At 62.1% G+C, this 17,657-nt stretch carries 21 protein-coding genes and 1 pseudogene; 6 read left to right on the top strand and 16 right to left on the bottom strand.

Annotated elements, in window-relative coordinates; genetic code table 11:
* Positions 1-2 precede the first annotated feature (2 nt).
* The 6 genes from ACVWW3_RS02670 to ACVWW3_RS02645 form a co-directional block, all read right to left on the bottom strand.
* Entirely contained in the window at positions 3-266 is a 264-nt protein-coding gene (locus tag ACVWW3_RS02670) for a VirB3 family type IV secretion system protein (RefSeq protein ID WP_044587821.1), read from the bottom strand.
* Positions 266-592 (bottom strand): TrbC/VirB2 family protein, encoded by a 327-nt coding sequence (locus ACVWW3_RS02665; RefSeq protein WP_456650982.1) that lies wholly within the window; start codon positions 590-592, stop codon positions 266-268. Before ACVWW3_RS02665 ends, ACVWW3_RS02670 begins: the two co-directional genes overlap by 1 nt.
* Positions 589-1,509 carry a P-type conjugative transfer ATPase TrbB gene (gene trbB, locus ACVWW3_RS02660; RefSeq protein ID WP_247453236.1) on the bottom strand — a complete coding sequence of 307 codons (921 nt, stop codon included), beginning with the start codon at positions 1,507-1,509 and terminating at the stop codon, positions 589-591. The genes ACVWW3_RS02665 and trbB overlap by 4 nt, the downstream gene beginning before the upstream one ends.
* 240 nt (positions 1,510-1,749) lie before the next feature.
* Positions 1,750-2,175: a CopG family transcriptional regulator gene (locus tag ACVWW3_RS02655; protein ID WP_247481034.1), complete on the bottom strand. Its 426-nt coding sequence runs from the start codon at positions 2,173-2,175 to the stop codon at positions 1,750-1,752.
* Between the two features lie 4 nt (positions 2,176-2,179).
* Entirely contained in the window at positions 2,180-4,171 is a 1,992-nt protein-coding gene (locus ACVWW3_RS02650; protein WP_247481036.1) for a conjugal transfer protein TraG, read from the bottom strand.
* Between the two features lie 47 nt (positions 4,172-4,218).
* On the bottom strand, positions 4,219-5,982 hold the full coding sequence (locus ACVWW3_RS02645) for a DUF3363 domain-containing protein (RefSeq protein WP_247453093.1): 1,764 nt from the start codon (positions 5,980-5,982) through the stop codon (positions 4,219-4,221).
* Positions 5,983-6,243: 261 nt separating this feature from the next.
* Between ACVWW3_RS02645 and tnpA the strand changes: the two genes are divergently transcribed.
* From tnpA to ACVWW3_RS02625, 4 genes and pseudogenes are all read left to right on the top strand, one after another.
* Complete coding sequence (tnpA, locus tag ACVWW3_RS02640) at positions 6,244-7,119, top strand: IS66 family insertion sequence element accessory protein TnpA (protein WP_456650983.1); 876 nt, start codon at positions 6,244-6,246, stop codon at positions 7,117-7,119.
* Positions 7,116-7,469 carry an IS66 family insertion sequence element accessory protein TnpB gene (tnpB, locus tag ACVWW3_RS02635; RefSeq protein ID WP_027545505.1) on the top strand — a complete coding sequence of 118 codons (354 nt, stop codon included), beginning with the start codon at positions 7,116-7,118 and terminating at the stop codon, positions 7,467-7,469. Before tnpA ends, tnpB begins: the two co-directional genes overlap by 4 nt.
* Positions 7,470-7,538: 69 nt before the next feature.
* Positions 7,539-9,059: pseudogene (tnpC, locus tag ACVWW3_RS02630) on the top strand (IS66 family transposase).
* A 485-nt stretch (positions 9,060-9,544) separates the two neighbouring features.
* The gene (locus tag ACVWW3_RS02625; protein ID WP_456650984.1) at positions 9,545-9,769 is read left to right on the top strand and encodes a hypothetical protein; all 225 of its coding nucleotides are present in this window, start codon (positions 9,545-9,547) and stop codon (positions 9,767-9,769) included.
* Positions 9,770-9,931: 162 nt separating this feature from the next.
* Here the strand turns inward: ACVWW3_RS02625 and ACVWW3_RS02620 are convergent, their stop codons facing one another.
* From ACVWW3_RS02620 to ACVWW3_RS02585, 8 genes are all read right to left on the bottom strand, one after another.
* The gene (locus ACVWW3_RS02620) at positions 9,932-10,831 is read right to left on the bottom strand and encodes a lytic transglycosylase domain-containing protein (RefSeq protein ID WP_456650985.1); all 900 of its coding nucleotides are present in this window, start codon (positions 10,829-10,831) and stop codon (positions 9,932-9,934) included.
* Positions 10,828-11,340, bottom strand: coding sequence for a S26 family signal peptidase (locus tag ACVWW3_RS02615; RefSeq protein WP_456648075.1), 513 nt, complete (start codon positions 11,338-11,340; stop codon positions 10,828-10,830). Before ACVWW3_RS02615 ends, ACVWW3_RS02620 begins: the two co-directional genes overlap by 4 nt.
* The gene (locus tag ACVWW3_RS02610; RefSeq protein ID WP_456648074.1) at positions 11,337-11,801 is read right to left on the bottom strand and encodes a DUF2840 domain-containing protein; all 465 of its coding nucleotides are present in this window, start codon (positions 11,799-11,801) and stop codon (positions 11,337-11,339) included. Before ACVWW3_RS02610 ends, ACVWW3_RS02615 begins: the two co-directional genes overlap by 4 nt.
* A 289-nt stretch (positions 11,802-12,090) precedes the next feature.
* Positions 12,091-12,969, bottom strand: a complete 879-nt coding sequence (locus tag ACVWW3_RS02605; RefSeq protein WP_456650986.1) for a replication initiator protein A — start codon at positions 12,967-12,969, stop codon at positions 12,091-12,093.
* 22 nt (positions 12,970-12,991) lie between these two features.
* The gene (locus tag ACVWW3_RS02600; protein WP_354248639.1) at positions 12,992-13,273 is read right to left on the bottom strand and encodes a helix-turn-helix transcriptional regulator; all 282 of its coding nucleotides are present in this window, start codon (positions 13,271-13,273) and stop codon (positions 12,992-12,994) included.
* Between the two features lie 133 nt (positions 13,274-13,406).
* Positions 13,407-13,847 carry a DUF2285 domain-containing protein gene (locus ACVWW3_RS02595; RefSeq protein ID WP_456650987.1) on the bottom strand — a complete coding sequence of 147 codons (441 nt, stop codon included), beginning with the start codon at positions 13,845-13,847 and terminating at the stop codon, positions 13,407-13,409.
* A 136-nt stretch (positions 13,848-13,983) separates the two neighbouring features.
* Positions 13,984-14,178, bottom strand: a complete 195-nt coding sequence (locus tag ACVWW3_RS02590; RefSeq protein ID WP_456650988.1) for a transcriptional regulator domain-containing protein — start codon at positions 14,176-14,178, stop codon at positions 13,984-13,986.
* A gap of 164 nt (positions 14,179-14,342) precedes the next feature.
* Positions 14,343-14,615 (bottom strand): DUF2285 domain-containing protein, encoded by a 273-nt coding sequence (locus tag ACVWW3_RS02585; protein ID WP_279663933.1) that lies wholly within the window; start codon positions 14,613-14,615, stop codon positions 14,343-14,345.
* Between the two features lie 158 nt (positions 14,616-14,773).
* On the opposite strand from ACVWW3_RS02585, the gene ACVWW3_RS02580 reads away from it, so the two are divergent.
* Entirely contained in the window at positions 14,774-15,025 is a 252-nt protein-coding gene (locus tag ACVWW3_RS02580; protein ID WP_208086328.1) for a helix-turn-helix domain-containing protein, read from the top strand.
* Positions 15,026-15,207: 182 nt separating this feature from the next.
* On the opposite strand, the gene ACVWW3_RS02575 is transcribed toward ACVWW3_RS02580, so the two are convergent.
* Positions 15,208-16,398 carry a DUF932 domain-containing protein gene (locus ACVWW3_RS02575; RefSeq protein WP_456650989.1) on the bottom strand — a complete coding sequence of 397 codons (1,191 nt, stop codon included), beginning with the start codon at positions 16,396-16,398 and terminating at the stop codon, positions 15,208-15,210.
* A gap of 378 nt (positions 16,399-16,776) precedes the next feature.
* On the bottom strand, positions 16,777-17,088 hold the full coding sequence (locus tag ACVWW3_RS02570; RefSeq protein ID WP_247407056.1) for a DUF736 domain-containing protein: 312 nt from the start codon (positions 17,086-17,088) through the stop codon (positions 16,777-16,779).
* A gap of 262 nt (positions 17,089-17,350) precedes the next feature.
* On the opposite strand from ACVWW3_RS02570, the gene ACVWW3_RS02565 reads away from it, so the two are divergent.
* Positions 17,351-17,479, top strand: a complete 129-nt coding sequence (locus ACVWW3_RS02565; RefSeq protein ID WP_456650990.1) for a hypothetical protein — start codon at positions 17,351-17,353, stop codon at positions 17,477-17,479.
* Positions 17,480-17,657: the final 178 nt, after the last annotated feature.

The following is a 17,657-nucleotide window of genomic DNA, read 5'->3' as shown; positions in this document are numbered from 1 at the left end:
ACTCAAATGCTGAGATGACCAGGAATGCGCAGATGACGGCGCACCACATCGACGAAGGCGGGGTCACGCTTGGCAGCCCACACCGCGGCCGCATGGCCGATCGCCCAGAGCAGGAGACCTGCGATCCAGAGCCGAAGACCGAGACCAAGGGCGGCTGCGAGCGTGCCGTTGACGATGGCGACGGCCCGGGGCGCACCACCCATCAGGATGGGCTCGGTGAGCGCACGATGCACGGGCGCCACGAAGCCGGCGACGGGCTCGTCCATCAGACCAGGACTCCGCCGCCGAACGAGAAGAACGACAGGAAGAAGCTCGATGCGGCGAAGGCGATCGAGAGGCCGAACACGATCTGGATCAACCGGCGAAAACCACCGGAGGAGTCGCCGAAGGCGAGCGTGAGACCCGTGACGATGATGATGATCACCGCGATGATCTTGGCGACCGGCCCCTCCACCGATTGCAGGATCTGATTGAGTGGCTGCTCCCACGGCATGTTGGAGCCGGCAGCCCAAGCCGGAGCTGCAGCGAATAGAACCATGCCTGATGCGGTGAGTGACATGGCACGTAGAGAAAGAACTGATCGAGGTCTCATGTTTGGTCTCCTGCTGGTGAGAGGTTGTAGTCGCCGGCGGGTCCGAGCCCGGTGACGCGGGCGAGTTCGGTGAGACGACGATCTGCGCCGCGGCCGGCAAGCACAGCGACGATGTTGATGGTCTCAGCGATCAGGGCGCGTGGAACGGTGATGACCGCTTCCTGAATGAGTTGCTCGAGCCGGCGCAGTGCGCCGAGCGCCGTCCCGGCATGAATGGTGCCGATGCCGCCGGGATGGCCGGTGCCCCAGGCCTTGAGCAGATCGAGCGCTTCGGCGCCGCGGACCTCACCGATGGGGATGCGGTCCGGCCGCAAACGAAGTGACGACCGCACGAGATCTGACAATGAGACCACGCCGTCCTTGGTGCGTAAGGCTACGAGGTTCGGCGCCTTGCACTGCAGTTCGCGCGTATCCTCGATCAGCACGACGCGGTCAGAGGTTTTGGCGACTTCCGCAAGAAGGGCGTTGGTCAACGTGGTCTTGCCGGTGGAGGTACCGCCAGCAACCAGAATGTTCCTGCGTTCGGCAACCGCGCTGCGCAAGGCCTCAGCCTGATCCGAGGTCATGATGCCGGCGGCGACGTAGTCGTCGAGCGTGAACACGGCGACCGCTGGCTTGCGGATAGCAAACGCAGGCGCCGCGACCACCGGCGGCAGCAGGCCTTCGAAGCGCTCGCCGGTCTCGGGCAGTTCAGCGGAAACGCGCGGCGCACCAGCATGCACTTCCGCACCGACGTGATGTGCCACCAGCCGAACGATGCGTTCTCCGTCAGCGGCCGAGAGGGTCTCTCCCGTGTCGGTCAAGCCGCTCGACAGCCGATCAATCCACAACCGGCCATCGGGGTTGAGCATCACCTCGACGATCGAGGCGTCCTCCAGGTATCGCGCAATAGCTGGGCCAAGCGCGCTGCGGAGCATGCGCGCGCCGCGCGAGATCGCCTCTGCTTGAGCCGAATGAATTGCCACCGCCGCCCCCAACAAAGAGGCCGCTTAAGAAGCGCCCTCAACTGGGGATAAGTAGAAAAGGCAGGAACTGGCCCGGCGCAACAATGGTCCTAAAGGCGATCGTAGATTGGCGTAGAAAGAGAAAGACTCGGCGAGATGAGTGACACCGAAGACTCTGCCATCAACGTCTTCCCCAACCTCCTGCGAAGTCCATCAGCTCCGGTCATCCGGCTTTTCGTTCACGATGTCGTCCGGGATCTCGCGTAGGAAACTCTGGCCCTTCTGTAAGCGGCGGCCAAGGGTCTCGATAAAACCTTCAAACCGCTCGCGGCCCTTGATCTGGGCGGCAGCCTGCGCGTCGTTCGGCAAGGGCGGCGTGATCGTCAGCCAGAAACGGACAAACAACGCCAGTGTTTCGGCGGTAAGGCCTACATCCCGCTCCAGCCTCTGCATTTGTCGCGACAGCCGATCGAGACGGCGCGCAAACGCCGCCTCGCGCCTGTCCTCCCCGTCCGGCGATAAGAACGAGGCGACGGCCGCTTCGACGATTGCCGATCGGGAAAGCTTCTTGCGGTCGGCAAGATCGGAGATCTGCCTCAGAAGCTCCGGCGGGAAATAAACGTTCATCCGGTCCCGCATGGTTTCACAACTCCATGCCATCATTCGGGTCAAGCGAGACCTGACGGGCGATGCCACGCATCTGCTGGCGCAGAATGCGGGCCTGACTGGCGGCATCGTCCGACTCGTCGTCGAGTACAATGGAAAACTCTTGCGCCGGCCTCGGGTCGGTCGTCTCCTTGGCGATGGCGACATGGTCGGGAAGCTCGGGTTCGCGGCGCAAGCCGCTATTGGCGGCATCCTGTTCCGCCTTCTGGATCTCACCAAGCAGCACGGCGTCCGGTGTCTGCGGTGTTAGAGCTGACCATCCGTCCGTCCGTGACGACCGGCCGGACTTCGCCGGATCAGGCGGCGTCAGCACCCGTTCGGTAAAACGGTGATCCTCGAAATAGCGAGCTTTCTTCGCGCGGATCGGGGGCGTCCCGGCAACCATGACGATCTCGTCAGTGGGCGGCAGCTGCATCACCTCGCCCGGCGTGAGCAGCGGCCTTGCCGTCTCCTGCCGCGAGACCATGAGGTGACCAAGCCACGGATTCAGCCTGTGACCAGCATAATTTTTCATGGCGCGCATCTCCGTCGCTGTCCCCAGCGCATCGGAGACACGCTTCGCCGTGCGCTCGTCGTTGGTGGCAAAGCTGACGCGGACATGGCAGTTGTCGAGGATCGAGTTGTTGGCACCATAGGCTTTCTCGATCTGGTTCAGCGATTGGGCGATCAGGAAGCTCTTGATGCCGTAACCTGCCATGAAGGCCAGCGCGGATTCGAAGAAGTCGAGCCGGCCAAGCGCCGGGAACTCGTCGAGCATCATCAGGATGCGGTGACGGCGATCCCTGGCATGTAGATCCTCGGTAAGCCTGCGGCCGATCTGGTTCAGCACCAGGCGGATCAGCGGCTTGGTCCGCGAGATATCGGACGGCGGCACCACGAGGTAGAGCGTCGCGGGCTGGGGATCGGCGCTCAGGTCGGCAATCCGCCAGTCGCAGCGGGACGTGACCTCGGCGACGACGGGGTCGCGGTAGAGGCCGAGAAACGACATGGCGGTGGAAAGCACGCCCGATCGTTCATTGTCAGACTTGTTCAGCAGCTCGCGCGCGGTCGAGGCAACGACGGGATGCGGACCTTTCTCGCCAAGGTGCGGCGTGGTCATCATCGCTTGCAGCGTCGTCTCAATCGGCCGCTTCGGATCCGAGAGGAACGCGGCAACACCGGCCAGTGTCTTGTCCACCTCGGCATAGAGGACATGCAGGATCGCGCCGACGAGCAGTGAATGGCTGGTCTTCTCCCAATGGTTCCGCTTGTCGAGTGATCCCTCCGGGTCGACCAGCACGTCGGCGACGTTCTGGACGTCACGCACCTCCCACTCGCCGCGGCGGACCTCGAGCAGCGGGTTGTACGCCGACGACTTGGCGTTGGTCGGATCGAACAGCAGCACGCGGCCATGCCGTGAGCGGTAACCCGCGGTGAGCTGCCAGTTCTCGCCCTTGATGTCGTGGACAATGGCCGAGCCCGGCCAGGTCAAGAGCGACGGAACGACCAGGCCGACGCCCTTGCCGGAGCGGGTCGGCGCGAAGCACAGCACATGCTCCGGGCCGTCATGACGCAGATAGTCATCGTCGAGCCTGCCGAGCACGACGCCATCTGCGCCGAGAAGCCCAACTGCCTTCACCTCACGCGGTTCGGCCCACCGAGCTGATCCATAGGTCTGGACATTCTTCGCCTCCCGCGCACGCCACACAGACATGCCGATCGCCGCCGCGATCGAGATGAAGCTGCCGGACGCGGCTATGAAGGCGCCCTCGACGAAGACCTGTGGCGCATAGGCGTCGTAGACGTACCACCACCAGAAGAAGACCGGCGGATAGTAGATGGGCATCCCGGCGAGTTCGAACCAGGGCCGGCCGAGCTCGGGCTGGAAGCCGAGCCTCCACGCCGTCCATTGCGTGGCGCCCCAGATCGTGAGCAACACGATCAGGAAGACGACGGTGATCTGGCCCCAGAGGATTTTGGTCGCGGACATGGCGAAAGTTTCCTTGTCTGTGATGAAGCGGTGTGGAGACGACAGAGCTACAAGCCCAGGTCTCGTTTGCGACCAAGGGTCCACTCGATGCCGCCGCCGTCCTTGGTGACGCCGGCGACGTGCTGGCCAAGCTTCTTGTCGATCTCGCGCGACCAGGGCACGAGTTGAAAACCGAGGCCGTTGTCGATCATGGCGAAGCGGCCGGAGGCGAGCGTCAGGCGTTGACGATAGGTGCCGTTCACATGCTCGCCGGTCGCGGCCTTCATGTGCGGCAATCCTGTCGTGGCTGAGAGTTTTGCGCCCGCCGCGTCCAGTTCGCGTCGACGCAAGGTGTTCAAGAGATCGCGCTGCATAATGACGCGCTGACCCTGCCGCCGGGCGAGCCCCTCGCCTGCGAGATGTTCGGCACGGGCCTGCATGGCGTCGCGCGCTTCGCGACCAAACCCGCCCATGGAGAGCGGCATGGGATCGCTCTCAACGAGGCGATGGTCGATCCAGGTCGCGCCGGGCGCGGTGATCTGCTGGTTGAGGTCGAAATCGCTGCGGTTGGCGAGCACCAACGTCGGTCGCGGGTCGTCCGATCCACCGAAGCGGCGCACCTCGACGATGCCGCCGATCGGCGGCGCCTGCTCGAAGGCCTCAACGCCCCGGAAACGAACATGGTGGGCGCGACCGTCCGTACCATCAATCACGGCATAGGCCTCGCCCGTCAGTTCGTTATGGAGTCCCCTGTCGACCAGCCGGCCGACGATCGGCGAGCCCGGCTTCTCACTATCGATCACATAATCGGCGACGCCACGGGCCTCCCCGCGGTCCGTGAAGGCGCGGTGCATGGTTTTGATGATGTCGCCGCGCATCCCGAGATCGCGAAGGTTGCGCTCGGCCTCCAGTCCGACCATCCATTCGCCGGGGCCGGCAGGCGCGGCAAGGCCCATCTTCTCCAGATGCTGGAGCCGTCCAATCATCAGGCGGCGGATTTCGAGGTCGGCCGCGCCGGTATTCTCGGGACGCAGGTCGATGGCGCCAGTTTCATCGGCGGCCAGACGGATCTCGACGTCGAGCCGCGTCCAGCGTTCGGCCGCGATCTCCTTTTCCAGGGCATTCCGAATCTCGTGCTCGGGCTTCGGACCAAGCTCGATAGAGGCCAACTCCTCGGCGCGCGAGCGCAGGCCCCGGCCGATGTAATCTCGCGAGATCACGAGGTCGGCGCCGGTCTGATCGACACCCCGCACGAGCAGATGGACATGCGGATTGTCCGTGTTCCAGTGGTCGACGGCGACCCAATCGAGCCGACTACCGAGATCGACCTCCATTTGCCTGGCTAGATCGCGCGTGAAGGCTTTGAGATCGGTCATCTCGGCGGCGTCCTCCGGCGAGACGATGAACCGAAAATGATGCCGGTCGTCCTTGCAGCGATCCGCGAAGGCTGCGTCGTCGGTGCGGTCACTACCGGCATCGAACATCACCGCCTTCTCACTGTTACGGGTGACACCGTCGCGCTTGAGGTACGAGAGATGAGTGGTCAGCGGCGCGGAACGGAAGGATCGACCCTGGTGACGAACGACGCGCGCCTTCACCACCACGCGCCGCGCCGGGCTGAACAGGCGGCTGCGGCTAAAACTGATCCGGCCGCGGCCAAAGGTCGAACGGCCATAGATCGAGGAGCGCTTTCCCGCCGCCCCACGCGACGGGCTGTGACCGGCCTTCTTCGCCGCGCGCAGCACCTGGTTGATGAAGCTCTTGGGCCTTGGCGCACGCGTGCCGCGGATGCGGCCAGGCCGGATGCGTAAATCGCTGTCGCGCACGCTCACGGCAACGGCTCCGCGGACATGAAATCACGGACAGTGCCGATTCCACTATTGAATTCGTTGGCGAAAGCATCAGGCGCGGCACGCGCCCCGACCGACCGGCACGCCCGAATCCAAGCCATGTCAATGGCTTGCGGTTCGACCGGCGAGCCCCTTTTATCTCGCCGTCCTGCCGTCGTGTTGTAGGCGTCCGAGTCCTGCACCACTCTTCGATAGTGTGTTCTCGTTCCATTTCGGGTTCTCTGCTGCATTGGAGGATCTCCGGTGGGTACGGAATATTTCAAGAACGAGGCGCTTCGTTCTTTCTGGTCGGTACACGTTGAAGCGTGGCGACGAAGCGGTCTGAGCAAGCGCAAATATTGTCGTCAGCATCGTCTCAGCGGCAGCACATTCGATCGCTGGCTGCGGCATCTGATTGACGCCGAAACCCTGAAAGTACGTGCGGAATTGCGCCGTGAGGAACGTCGGGAGCGGCTCCGCAAGAAGCGGAGTCCGGTGTCGAAGGACCAGCGCTGCAGAGCCGTGCAAGCGTTCTGGGCGATGCACGTCGAAGCGATGAGATGGTGCGGAATGGGCATGCAAGCGTATGCCAGGGCACATGGCATATCGCAGCACAGCCTGAGGCGGTGGCGCGATCTGATCGACGCCAATGAAGTGGAAATCGACTGGCGGACGCATCTTCATCCGAGTGCCCGCCCCCTAATAAGCACTAGTGCTAGCAGCGCTGCTAAAGAGTCCATCACCGGAACGCGCTTGACAGATGCGCCGACAGCTGATCCGCCGAGCGATGGACGTGCCAACCGGAGGCGCTTCAGCGACGAGGAAAAGCTCGCGATCGTGCGCGAGTCCGAACAACCCGGTGCCACCGCCGCCGACGTCTGCCGACGCCACGGCATCGTCAGCAGCATGCTGTTCCGGTGGCGGGTACAGTTCGGGTTTGGCAAGCGACCGCGGGCGAAATTGGTGGCGGTGAATGTCACCGGAGCGCAATCGGGAACGCTCGTCCTGAACGATCTGCTGCAGCCGCCTGACGGCATGACGGTCGTCGAATTGGACGATGGACGGCGCGTCTTCGCACTAATCAATTGCGGTCCAGAAGCAGTGCGCCGACATGTTGCTGAGCGGGAGATAGTACGATGATGATCGTGCCTGCCGGGGTGAAGGTGCATCTGGCCTTGGGATATACCGACATGCGCAAAGGCCTGGATGGGCTCGCTACGCTCGTTCAGGAACACCTCAAGAAGGATCCGTTCTCCGGTCATCTGTTTGCCTTCCGCGGCAGGAATGCGAGCAGACTGAAAATCCTGTTCTGGGACGGCAACGGACTCTGCCTGTTTACCAAGCGCATCGATCAAGGTGGCTTCATCTGGCCCAGAATGAGCGATCCAGGTGGCACCGTGACGCTGTCTCCAGCGCAGCTTGCGATGCTGATCGAAGGCATCGATTGGCGCACACCCGAGCGTCGATGGCGCCCCGCCATCGCGGGCTGAATCGCAGAAACCCGCATAGAATATAGCGAAGTTGCTTCTTCGAATCGGCATGTTCGAGTAGAATCGGACATGCAGCTCGATCTCAACAATCTGCCGTCGGATACGACGCTTCTGCATCGTTTGGTGCGCGACAACGCCGCGACCGTCGAGCATCAGGACAGCGAGATCGAGCGCCTTCAGGCAATCATTAAGAAGCTCCAGCGAGCGCAGTTTGGGCGTCGCTCCGAACGCCTTGATCCCGACCAGCTCGCGCTCACTCTGGAAGATATCGACAGCGATATCGGCCGCATTGAGGAAAGCCGGGCCATTGTAACGGAGCCGCCCGAGGCACCGTCGCGGCGCAAGGCGCTGCCCGACCACCTGCCGCGCGAGGACATTCTGCTTGACGTCGATGGTGAGGCTTGCAGCTGCTGCGGTGGCGCGCTGCATGCGATCGGCGAGAACGTCAGCGAGATGCTGGACTGGGTGCCGGCGCAGCTTCACGTGGTACGCATCACGCGCCCTAAATACGGCTGCCGAGCCTGCGGTAAGGTTGCCCAGGTACCTGCGCCAGAGCGGCCGATCGCCGGTGGATTGGCGACTCCAACCCTGCTCGCCCACGTGCTGGTCAGCAAATATTGCGATCACACGCCGCTCTATCGGAAGTCGCAAATCTTCGCCCGGCACGGCGTCGATCTCGGCCGCTCGACGCTGGCCGGATGGGTCGGCGGCGCATGCTGGTGGTTGGAAGTTCTGCACGAGCGATTGTGCAAGAACGTGTTTGCCTCCAACCATCTGTTCGCCGACGACACGCCGATCCCTGTGCTCGATCCGGGAAGAGGACGCACCAAGACCGGACGCCTGTGGGTCTACGCCCGCGAGCAGCGGCCCTGGAGCGGACCTGAACCGCCAGCGGCGGTCTATTTGTTCGCACCGGACCGGAAAGCGGAGCGACCGGTGGCGCATCTCGAACGGTTCAAGGGCGTCCTGCACGTCGATGGTTACGCGGGATTCGAGCGGCTGACCGGCAATGGAGATATCGTGCTCGCTGCCTGCTGGGCGCATACAAGACGCAAGTTCTACGAGGTTGCCGAGGCCACCGGTTCGCCCATGGCGACGGAAGCGTTGCGCCGGATCGGTGAACTCTATGCTATTGAAGCCCGCGTCCGTGGGCAGTCGTCTGCACATCGGCTCGCTGAGCGGCGCTCCTTCTCCAAGCCGGTCGCGCAGGCCCTGCATACCTGGCTCGAGGCGTAGCTTACTCGCGTGCCCGGCAGCAGCACGCTTGCCGAGGCGATCCGTTACGCGCTCTCGCGGTGGGACGGTCTGACACGCTTCCTGCAGGATGGCCGTATTGAACTCGACACCAACCCGGTGGAGCGCGCGATCAGGCCGGTGGCGCTCGGCCGCAAGAACCACCTCTTCGCCGGCAGCGATGGCGGCGGACATCGCTGGGCAGTCACCTGCTCGCTCATCGAGACCTGCAAGCTCAACGACGTCGAACCCTATGCCTATCTGCGTGACGTGCTGCAGCGTATGGTCGACGGACATCCTGTGAACCGTCTCGACGAACTGCTGCCGTGGAACTGGAAATCCGCAGAGCCCCTGTGATTTGAACCTGCGCCGCACGGATCTGCCAGCTTGCCCGTCATGCCAACGGCCACGAGCATCAGCTGCACTAGCCAAATATAGCGCGAAATGCCCATCCTAGAGGCACTAGCGGCCGCGAAGGGCCATACGGGCGACAACGCCTGAACAATATCGAGGCTATCCAATGGTCACTAAACGACATCAACCAAAGTTGTTCGAACGTCGTGGGGACGCACGTATCATAGACCGCAGTGATATCTCTCACTTCTTCGGCAAATGCGAGCTGTGCGGAAAGAAGGATGAGCTTCGGCCTTACGGCCCAAACCACGAAAATATCTGTTTCAACTGCGGCATGAAAAATAAGGAATTGGCGAAGAAGCGGTTCACCGACATGTTGGATGGTACCGGGCACTAAGGGACGAATGTCGGACATCGCGAAGGCGGAGGCTGCACTAGCTGAGGCCTCTCCAGATGGTTCATCTTTGCGATGTGACAGGGATATAGAGGTGACGCAGTCTTCCCGAAACGCAGCAGACGCAGGACTGCTTTCCGAAGCCATTGCCGCGCTTAGTGAGCTGGTCTCGCGCGCGCAGGAAGTCCACGATCGATCGTTCGACGATGGCCATTCCGCTGATACATGGCAGAGCGATGAACTCCGTGCCGCGATAAAGCGTGCCGAAGCGGTGATCGCGAAAGCGGAAGCTGTCATAGCTGAGCCCCGTATAGAGTAGGAGCTCCCCGAGTCGGCGCTTTGCCACCCGAGACCGCCAGGCTCGTCAAGACCCGACGTCATGTGCAGCCTCCGGACGCATACGTCGTACCTGCCCATTGCGCTCGCCTTTCCGCCCATTCATCTCCAACGTACGCCACTGCATGCCAGCTTGCGCATTCGCTCATCGCGAGCCCCCTGCATTAGATCTCGCGACGAACAACCCTGTTGCCGGTGGCACGATGGCCGAGATGTCGTGAACGGAGGTCGCCGCCGGAGCCCGATTTGACGAGCGCCCGGACTGCTGCGGGTCAGCGGTGTTCGTACTTTCAAATCGAGCAACAAAGAGCGCCGCTGCTGGTGGCCGCAGACCCGCGACGGCACTAGAAGCTGCGATGTCGCTACCGATGAGAGGCACAAGTTTCTGCAAATAGGCCTTGGTCTCGGCCGGCAGCGGACGACCGGTGAGATGTTCCTCGTAGCGACCAGGTCCCGCGTTGTAGGCTGCAAGGAAGCCCGGAGAGCCGTACCGGTCGTGCAGGTCCCGAAGGTAGGCAGTCCCCGCAAGAATGTTATCGCGGGGATCGTAGGGATTATTGCCGAGGTCGTACCGCAGGCGTAGTTCTGCCCACGTCTCCGGCATGATCTGCATCAGCCCCATGGCGCCTTTCGGTGACCTGGCACGCACGTCTCCGGCACCTTCGACGTCTATGACTGTGCGTATCCAACGCTCCGGCACGCCGAAGCGACGTGAGGCTTGCTCGACGAAATCCGCAAATGGCTCGCCAGTTGCATACCTTGCTGTGCGGTCCGCGGGTTGCGTCTCGGCGACAGCAGGAACGTTGCTCACGGTCAGCGCAGCGAACAACGGTACAACAGCGAGCAGGCTCCTCTCGAACAAACGCAAGCGTGCCGCCGTGCTCGCGCCCGTCCGGCGTAAAGCCGCTTCGCGCCGGCCTTTCGGCCGCCCTGGACCGCCGCTGCGCGCGTCGGCCTTGCAAGCTTTGGTCGGGACGGAGGAATGGTCCTGCACTTGGTCGAACAGAGGAATGGCAGGACGGGAACGAAGAACACGCACGATCATTCCTCCCACGTCCACACCGGGAGCGCACGGCCGATCACGGCCGACGCCGGAAGGAATCCGAAATATCGGCCGTCAAGGGAGTCGTCCGACTGCCAGTTCATGAGGAACAGCTCACCGTCGCCGACCACGCGGCAACCCTGCCATTTCGGCAGCGGCCGGCCGCGCCGGTCGCGATCTCGCGCCTCGCCCACTACAATTTCATCGACGGAAATCGAGAGCCCGTTTCTGCAGACCGTCTGCCCTGGCAGCGCCAAGACCCGCTTGAGCATGGGGATGCCGACCGGCAGATAGCCGTTCAGGTCGAGAAAGGTCGCAAGCGGCTCCGGCGGCTGAATGGCGACCAGCTCGGTGACATGGAAGCGCTTCGCCGATCGTAAGCTATAGAGACCGATTGGCACGCTCGCCGATGCGTTCCAAATGTAGAGTGGAAGAGGCTCCAGGGCGATCGTGGAGACGAGCGCAGCAGCAACCGCGAACGTCGTTATCAGCATCATCAGGCGGCGTGTCATCGCATCACCTTTTGACGATGAAGCCAAGCCTGGTGACGCGCTTTCGTATACGGACGCGGGTTTTCGTTGACGGACAGGCGGTTGTGAACGTGATGCCAATGATCAGGAGCGACGTCGGCGGGATCGATTCCGAGCGCCTCAACGGCATCGGTCATCTGCAACACTCTCTCGACCTTTGGCCAGCCAGAGAGACGCAGCAGAATCTCTCCACCGGGTGTCACATACGGTACGGTCGAGCAGCGCTGTCCCGGTGCAACCGCGCGCAAGATGTCAATCCGCGAAATGACCGTTCCAAAGTCATTGGACGTCCAACGAACGAAAGCAAAGATGCTGCCCGGCGCGAATGACAGCACACGTCGGTGGCGATCAATCTTCCGTTCCTCGATGATGCGGCCGAACCGAATGCGGTTTTTGATACGTTTCTCGAGCCACAGCACTTCTACTTCGGTGAGATCGCTCATGCCGCCGCTCCCGAAGACGGGAATGGGGAGCCGTAAGCATTGGCGGGGGTGAAGCACCTGTACGGCTTCTGCCGACAAGAAGGATTGACGGCCCGCGGTTGCCAGTCGCTTGCGATGCGGTTTCCGGCTTGGTCCGTTAGAGGAAATCCGAAGGATTTCTGGTTAGTAAAGTTAGAGCGGCTAGAAGGTGCGCAGAAACAAACTCTTAAGCCTGATTTCGGTCCCCGATAGCACGAGGATTGGGTCCTCGATAGCACGAGGGTTGCGGTCCCCGATAGCACGAGCTGATTCACAGGTTGTCCTCCGAATTTGGAATGAGACCGCGGCGCAGGCGTGCCGTTAAGGGATCAACAGGCGTAGGCGCGAAGTTCAGCCGCTCGGTGCCGTTCGGATCGCGTGTGAGCACGAGCTGATAGCCGGGCAGTGTCTGGCGTTGAACGATCTGCCTTACGTCGTAAGCAAAATGCTTGATCGGCGAGAGGATGCCGGACTTGGCATGGAGGTGCACAAGATCAAAGCTCCAGCCGCCGTCCTGACGACCGCCGTGCTTGCGCACGAGCCGGTAGAGCCACCGCTCAAGCCCGCCCGTCAGATCGAAATACGCGCGATCAATTGTCAGCACGAGCGCGTCATCGATGACGCCCGCATAGAACCAATCCGGCAAAATCAGCTCGAGCCCAAGCGGGCGACCATTAGCATCGGCAGTCTCCTTCCACTCGTTGATCCAGGAGAAGCGATGCCGCCGCCGTTCTGCCGGCTGACGGATCGACGTCAGCACGGTCGTTGACTGCAACCTGTCGAGACCCGCCTTCAGCCGGTCATAGTCGCGCGCGCTGGTGCCGCGGCCGACAAACGTCAGTATCTCGTAAGGCGTTGCAGCCATCAGGCGCGACGTCTTCAAGCCGGCGTCACGGGCTTCGACAATCTGGGACGCGGCCCAGATCAAAACGTCTGCATCCCAGATGGTCGCCATGCCGTGTTCCGGCACGGCTTCGACACGAATTGCGATCGCACCCGCGCGGAAATCGATTGGTAGAATCCGTTTTGTTTTGGCGAGCGAGAAGAACGGGTAAGCCATCAAATCCTGTGCGTCTCGGGGCGCGAGATCGCCGGGCAGCGCCCGAAAGAGCTCAAGCTGGTCACGCTCGGAATGGTGTTTGCGCCGCATGGTCACTGCTCTCACGCGGCGATCAGCGACGTTCCTGGCCCGCATACGGGCGCAGCACCGGGTGCCTCTTGGCGGGCAGCACGGTCCCCTTCCCGGGGTCGGACGTCGACGTCTTGGCGCCGAGATCGGCCCACGCCTTCAGATCATCCAGGGCGTAGACAACACGTCCGCCGATCTTCCGATACGTCGGCCCGGTGCCGTACGTGCGGTGCTTTTCCAGCGTACGACCGGAAAGGCCAAGGTAACGCGCGGCTTCTGGTGTACGCAGGAAGCGCGGAGGTAGACCGGCCGTCGAATCGGGCATTTGAGAACTCCAAGGTGACAACGCACCGCGCATAGCGGAGCCGGCCTGTCTGCGGTCATCATGGAGAAGAGCGATCTCGGAGGGGGATGCCGAATATTGAGGGTATGATTTTCGATACCCCTCGGCCGAGGGGCTACTTGTCCCGGCGGCCGGGCCGCAGAAGTTTGCGGTAACCTCCGCGTACTAACGCGAGGCCGCCTTGCACCAGGCGGACCGTTCGATTGCGCAAATCGTGCGTCTTCCAGGCGCGATCAGGGATGCGCTTTTTGCCGAACAGCGCTTCGGCGACAGTGCGATAGCTACCGCCACCGCTGCGAGCATCGAGCGCACGGATCGCGGCGCTCAGACGTTCGCGCCGCTGTTTAGGTAGTTTGTAAAATGCAGGACCTGGCGCGCGTCCGTTCATCGCGCGCCACAGCCGTCGGGCTGCAAACGCGCGAGCTTCCAAATCGCCATTAAACGGCAATTCGGCTGCGTATGACGCGCCGAGCACGGGAGGGCCTTTGGACCAGACACGGTGATCCATCGCCCCGATGCGAAGCACGATATGCCAACCGTCGGCTGCGCGGCGCACCTGCCCCGCTGTAAGGTCGTGCAGTGGCCGAGAGGCCGAACTGCGATCGGCGGTCGACGCGACCGTGACTGGAACAACGGTCGTTAGAACCTCAGGCGCCCAAAAGATAATCTGCTCGTCGAAGGACCGCTGGGGGTCATGGGCGAAAGCAGATGCCCCACCTCCTCCTGAACTCCGTGGTCGCTTCGCCATCTGGGCTGCTAGCGATCATCGCTTCGTAATCGCGTCGATAGTCCACGTTACGACGAAGACATTCCCAGGCGATGTCGGTGATTTCGGCGTCTTGTAGGCTCTTATAGGAATCCGGCGACCGCCAGTCGAATTCAGGCATTGCTTCCGCCCCATTGCACGCAGCTAACAAGGATTGCGGTGCAATAGTTATGAACGACGCGGTTGTAGGAAGCCCCTAGTTTGGCACCACGTGGTGCATGAGAATGACCACCGGTTGGCGAGAGAAGATTATTCGCTCGGCCAAAATTGTGCGGCGATTTTCTTCTATTTTGAGCCGGTGCCGCGTAAGAGACGACCTTGCTCAGTCACCCATTTGGCGCGCGCGAGGTGACTCTGGTATGCATTCCGCGCACGATCCGGCTCACGCACCGGGTCAATCTTGAGCACGAGCTGAGCGACTTCTCTCCAGTCAGCGCCCTCACCCTCTGCCTGCAGAAGTCGCATGTACGTCACAACATGCTGCTCGTCATACGGCGTCAGCTTCGGATCCGAGGGGGCAGCGTCCGCAATGTCGGGATCGAGCGGCGGCTTCTTCATGGCTTCCAATCCACTTACAACGATTCTAGACGCTTGGCCGCCAGAGTGGTGAACGCGTCCAAATTTAGCCGCATTCCGCCGATGGGGCCAGCACGTGATAGTTGAATACATATTATAGGAGATAAACCTCATAGTATGTAAAGCCGCAACTTGCGCCGATGGACATGCGCAAGTTGGTCGGTCGGAATTTCGCAAGACTGCGGAAGCAGAAGCGCTTCACGCAGGAGAAATTCGCCGAAGCGTCCGGCTTTACCCAACAGTATGTCAGTGACCTGGAGCGTGGCCGCCGCAATCCAACTGTCGTAACACTGTTTGAACTGGCAAGCACATTGGGCGTCAGTCACGTCGACCTCGTCCTGCCAGACGAAGAGGCGCGAAGCGAGCGATCAAAACCTGCAAAGCGGAAATGATCGGGTACGAAGCCAATTTTGAACAATCGTAGACCGTGACTTTCGCGAGCCGGGCCGGAGGCCCGGCGAGCGCCGGACGCGGATACGCGCCTTCGCCGCCGGTCCGGTTTGCCGGACCGGCGGCGATGCGTAGGCTACCGGGAAGTAGCCGCGCAACCGATTCCGATTGCGCGGCTCGCCTCTCAGATCGCGCGTTCCATCAAGCGCTTTGCCTTCCCTTCCAGTTCAAGCCTCGCGTCCTGATGCAACTTGGTGCGGGCCAGCGCCGTAATCCCCTGCACAAAATCAAAAATGCTTTCCGGCTTGCGGTTTTCCTCTCCTAGGACCGTTTCGATGATCTTCGTCGTCTCCGATCTGGAAAACCCGCCCTTGCGGAGGAAGCTTTCCCGGTCCTCGTCCGTCCGCGCAACGATCCGCTCGCGCGCGGCCTTGATGCCCGCAACGAATGGCGAGGGCGAGGAATTGGCGAAGCTCGTCAGCGCCGGCGCAGCTTCATGCGCAAAACGTTGCGCGGCAAATTTCGAATGCCGGATTGTGATCTGCTCGAAATTCTCGACGCCCCAAAGATTGCGGTTCATGCAGACGGCGCGAAGGTAGAAGCTCGCAATGCCGAGCGTCTTGCTACCGACTTCGCTGTTCCAGCAATAGAATCCCCGGAAATACAAGTCCGGTGATCCATCCGGCAACCGGCCCGCCTCGATCGGGTTGGTGTCATCGACCAGAAACAAGAAGACGTCGCGGTCGCTGGCGTAAAGCGTCGTCGTGTCCTTGGTCACGTCCACAAAGGGATTGTGAGTCATCGTCGACCAATCCAGCACGCCCGGCACCTTCCAACGCGTGTCGCCGGTGCCGTTGCCTGCGATCTTCATGACAGCGGCGACAAGCTCGTGATCCCAGATGCGACCATAGTCCGGCCCGGTGACGGCTCGAAGCTCGACCCGCCCGTTATCGGCTTCGAGGGTTTTCACGAGCTCGGCGCGGTGCGAAAGCAAGCCATGTTGCAGGTTGATGCCTGACAGAGCCGCGGGAAGTTGCCGCAGATAAGAGGTCGGCGCGCCAACCAGCGTACACAACTGGCCAAAGCTCCAATGGGTGGGCACTACGGGCTCGTCACGTCCCGGTACCATTAAGGCGAGTCGCTCGGAATTGTTGCTGTTGGCCTCCACCCGGATGGCCCGGCTTTCCACCGTCCGTGCCTGCGCGCGCTCGGCGCGTCCGCGCACGGCGTCATAGAGGTCGGGCAGGTTCAAATAACGTTCGTCATCCGGTCGCGAGAACCATTCCGACGATACGCGGCCAATCCGCTGGCCGCGCGATACATCCACACGAAAGCCGCCGGAAGCGGACTGTTGGCCTTGCGACAAAGTCATCATGTTCATGGTCGTTTCTCCTATGGGCTGAGGTTGAAGCGCAGCGCTGCGCTGCAACCCTGCCCGTCGGCGAGACCTGGGGTAGCAAGGGCAAGGGCGGCCGGAGCGGAGGGGGATCACCCGCCTGACAAGGGCGCGCTTGATAAGCGCGCGTCTGCACGCGCCATGACGATCGTGGTCGTCATGAAGATCCTTGGCGCGGAAGACCGGGGATACCGGTCCGGCCGGCACCGTCAGGTGCTTCACCCTTGCCCGCGCGAGGGCGGAGCCCTTAGCGATTCACTTCAAAAGAACAATGCTCTTCCTGCTTCCCTGCAAGGCGGTAGCAGAAACGCAAAAAGCCCCGCCTCCGAAGGAGGCGGGGCGGATGATCCAGATGGATCAGTCGCCGTTGCGGCGGGACCAGATCAGGGTGAAGCCCTCGTCGCCCTCGACCTTCACCAGCGAGGCGTAGATCGGTGCCGGAAAGCTCGGATCGTCGAGCTTGACCGAGAGGTATTCGCGTTCGGTCTCGCGGGCTGTCTTTTTCCAGGCGGCGCCGAATTCGGTGGTACCGGCGAAGATGCGAAAGTCGGGCGCCTTGTCGTTGTCCTTCTCGGACGGGGCGAACCTTGCCTTGATGTTGAGCGTCAGCGTCTTGATCGAGCCGACGTAGCCATTGTCCGAAGCGGTGAAGGTGCCGATGGTGGCCATGGTAATCTCCGTTGGTTGCTCGGGCCGCGCCCATCGCGGCCTCGATGGCGATCCTTGGCCCGGGGGAGCGATCGGCCCGCAGCCGTCAGGCCCGCAGCGCAGCGGAGGACGGCGGTAAGCCTGCTTTTTTGTCTTCCGCGAGGAATGCCGCCCCTTTGCGGCAGGGGAAAAAAGCAGGCGTAGCCGTTGCGGGAAGGCGATCGAGGCTCTTGCCGTCCCTCGGGCTTGATCAGCCCATTCGAGGTTGCGTTGGACGCCGCCCATGAAAGAGCTGACGGAGATCACCATGGCTGCCGGCATTCAAGCAGCACAAGGACCTGACTTGATCGGTCGAACACACGCTGACATCAGCGCATCAACGGCGATAGAAACGCACAAGAGAGAACGATGAGCGACCGATTTCGCATGTTGTCGTGGCGCATCGGAACGCCACTGGAAAGAGCCCCCGCCGAAAAACGATCCGAGCGGCGGCGGTCATTCATTCGATCAAGGACCGGGCCAAGGGCACGCCGCAGCTGATGAAGCGGGCCAGACGACAATTCAATGTTCGCGGTTCGCTACGATCGGCA

The sequence above is a fragment of the Bradyrhizobium sp. LM2.9 genome (genome assembly GCF_054056555.1).
This window is presented reverse-complemented; position numbering and strand designations above follow the sequence as displayed.

Coding starts and splice junctions, on each gene's coding strand:
- ACVWW3_RS02670 (WP_044587821.1), bottom strand. CDS start 266: ATGGACGAGCCCGTCGCCGGCTTCGTGGCGCCCGTGCATCGTGCGCTC.
- ACVWW3_RS02665 (WP_456650982.1), bottom strand. CDS start 592: ATGAGACCTCGATCAGTTCTTTCTCTACGTGCCATGTCACTCACCGCA.
- trbB (WP_247453236.1), bottom strand. CDS start 1,509: ATGCTCCGCAGCGCGCTTGGCCCAGCTATTGCGCGATACCTGGAGGAC.
- ACVWW3_RS02655 (WP_247481034.1), bottom strand. CDS start 2,175: ATGCGGGACCGGATGAACGTTTATTTCCCGCCGGAGCTTCTGAGGCAG.
- ACVWW3_RS02650 (WP_247481036.1), bottom strand. CDS start 4,171: ATGTCCGCGACCAAAATCCTCTGGGGCCAGATCACCGTCGTCTTCCTG.
- tnpB (WP_027545505.1), top strand. CDS start 7,116: ATGATGATCGTGCCTGCCGGGGTGAAGGTGCATCTGGCCTTGGGATAT.
- ACVWW3_RS02620 (WP_456650985.1), bottom strand. CDS start 10,831: ATGATCGTGCGTGTTCTTCGTTCCCGTCCTGCCATTCCTCTGTTCGAC.
- ACVWW3_RS02615 (WP_456648075.1), bottom strand. CDS start 11,340: ATGACACGCCGCCTGATGATGCTGATAACGACGTTCGCGGTTGCTGCT.
- ACVWW3_RS02610 (WP_456648074.1), bottom strand. CDS start 11,801: ATGAGCGATCTCACCGAAGTAGAAGTGCTGTGGCTCGAGAAACGTATC.
- ACVWW3_RS02605 (WP_456650986.1), bottom strand. CDS start 12,969: ATGCGGCGCAAACACCATTCCGAGCGTGACCAGCTTGAGCTCTTTCGG.
- ACVWW3_RS02600 (WP_354248639.1), bottom strand. CDS start 13,273: ATGCCCGATTCGACGGCCGGTCTACCTCCGCGCTTCCTGCGTACACCA.
- ACVWW3_RS02590 (WP_456650988.1), bottom strand. CDS start 14,178: ATGCCTGAATTCGACTGGCGGTCGCCGGATTCCTATAAGAGCCTACAA.
- ACVWW3_RS02585 (WP_279663933.1), bottom strand. CDS start 14,615: ATGAAGAAGCCGCCGCTCGATCCCGACATTGCGGACGCTGCCCCCTCG.
- ACVWW3_RS02580 (WP_208086328.1), top strand. CDS start 14,774: ATGGACATGCGCAAGTTGGTCGGTCGGAATTTCGCAAGACTGCGGAAG.
- ACVWW3_RS02575 (WP_456650989.1), bottom strand. CDS start 16,398: ATGATGACTTTGTCGCAAGGCCAACAGTCCGCTTCCGGCGGCTTTCGT.
- ACVWW3_RS02570 (WP_247407056.1), bottom strand. CDS start 17,088: ATGGCCACCATCGGCACCTTCACCGCTTCGGACAATGGCTACGTCGGC.
- ACVWW3_RS02565 (WP_456650990.1), top strand. CDS start 17,351: ATGAAAGAGCTGACGGAGATCACCATGGCTGCCGGCATTCAAGCAGCA.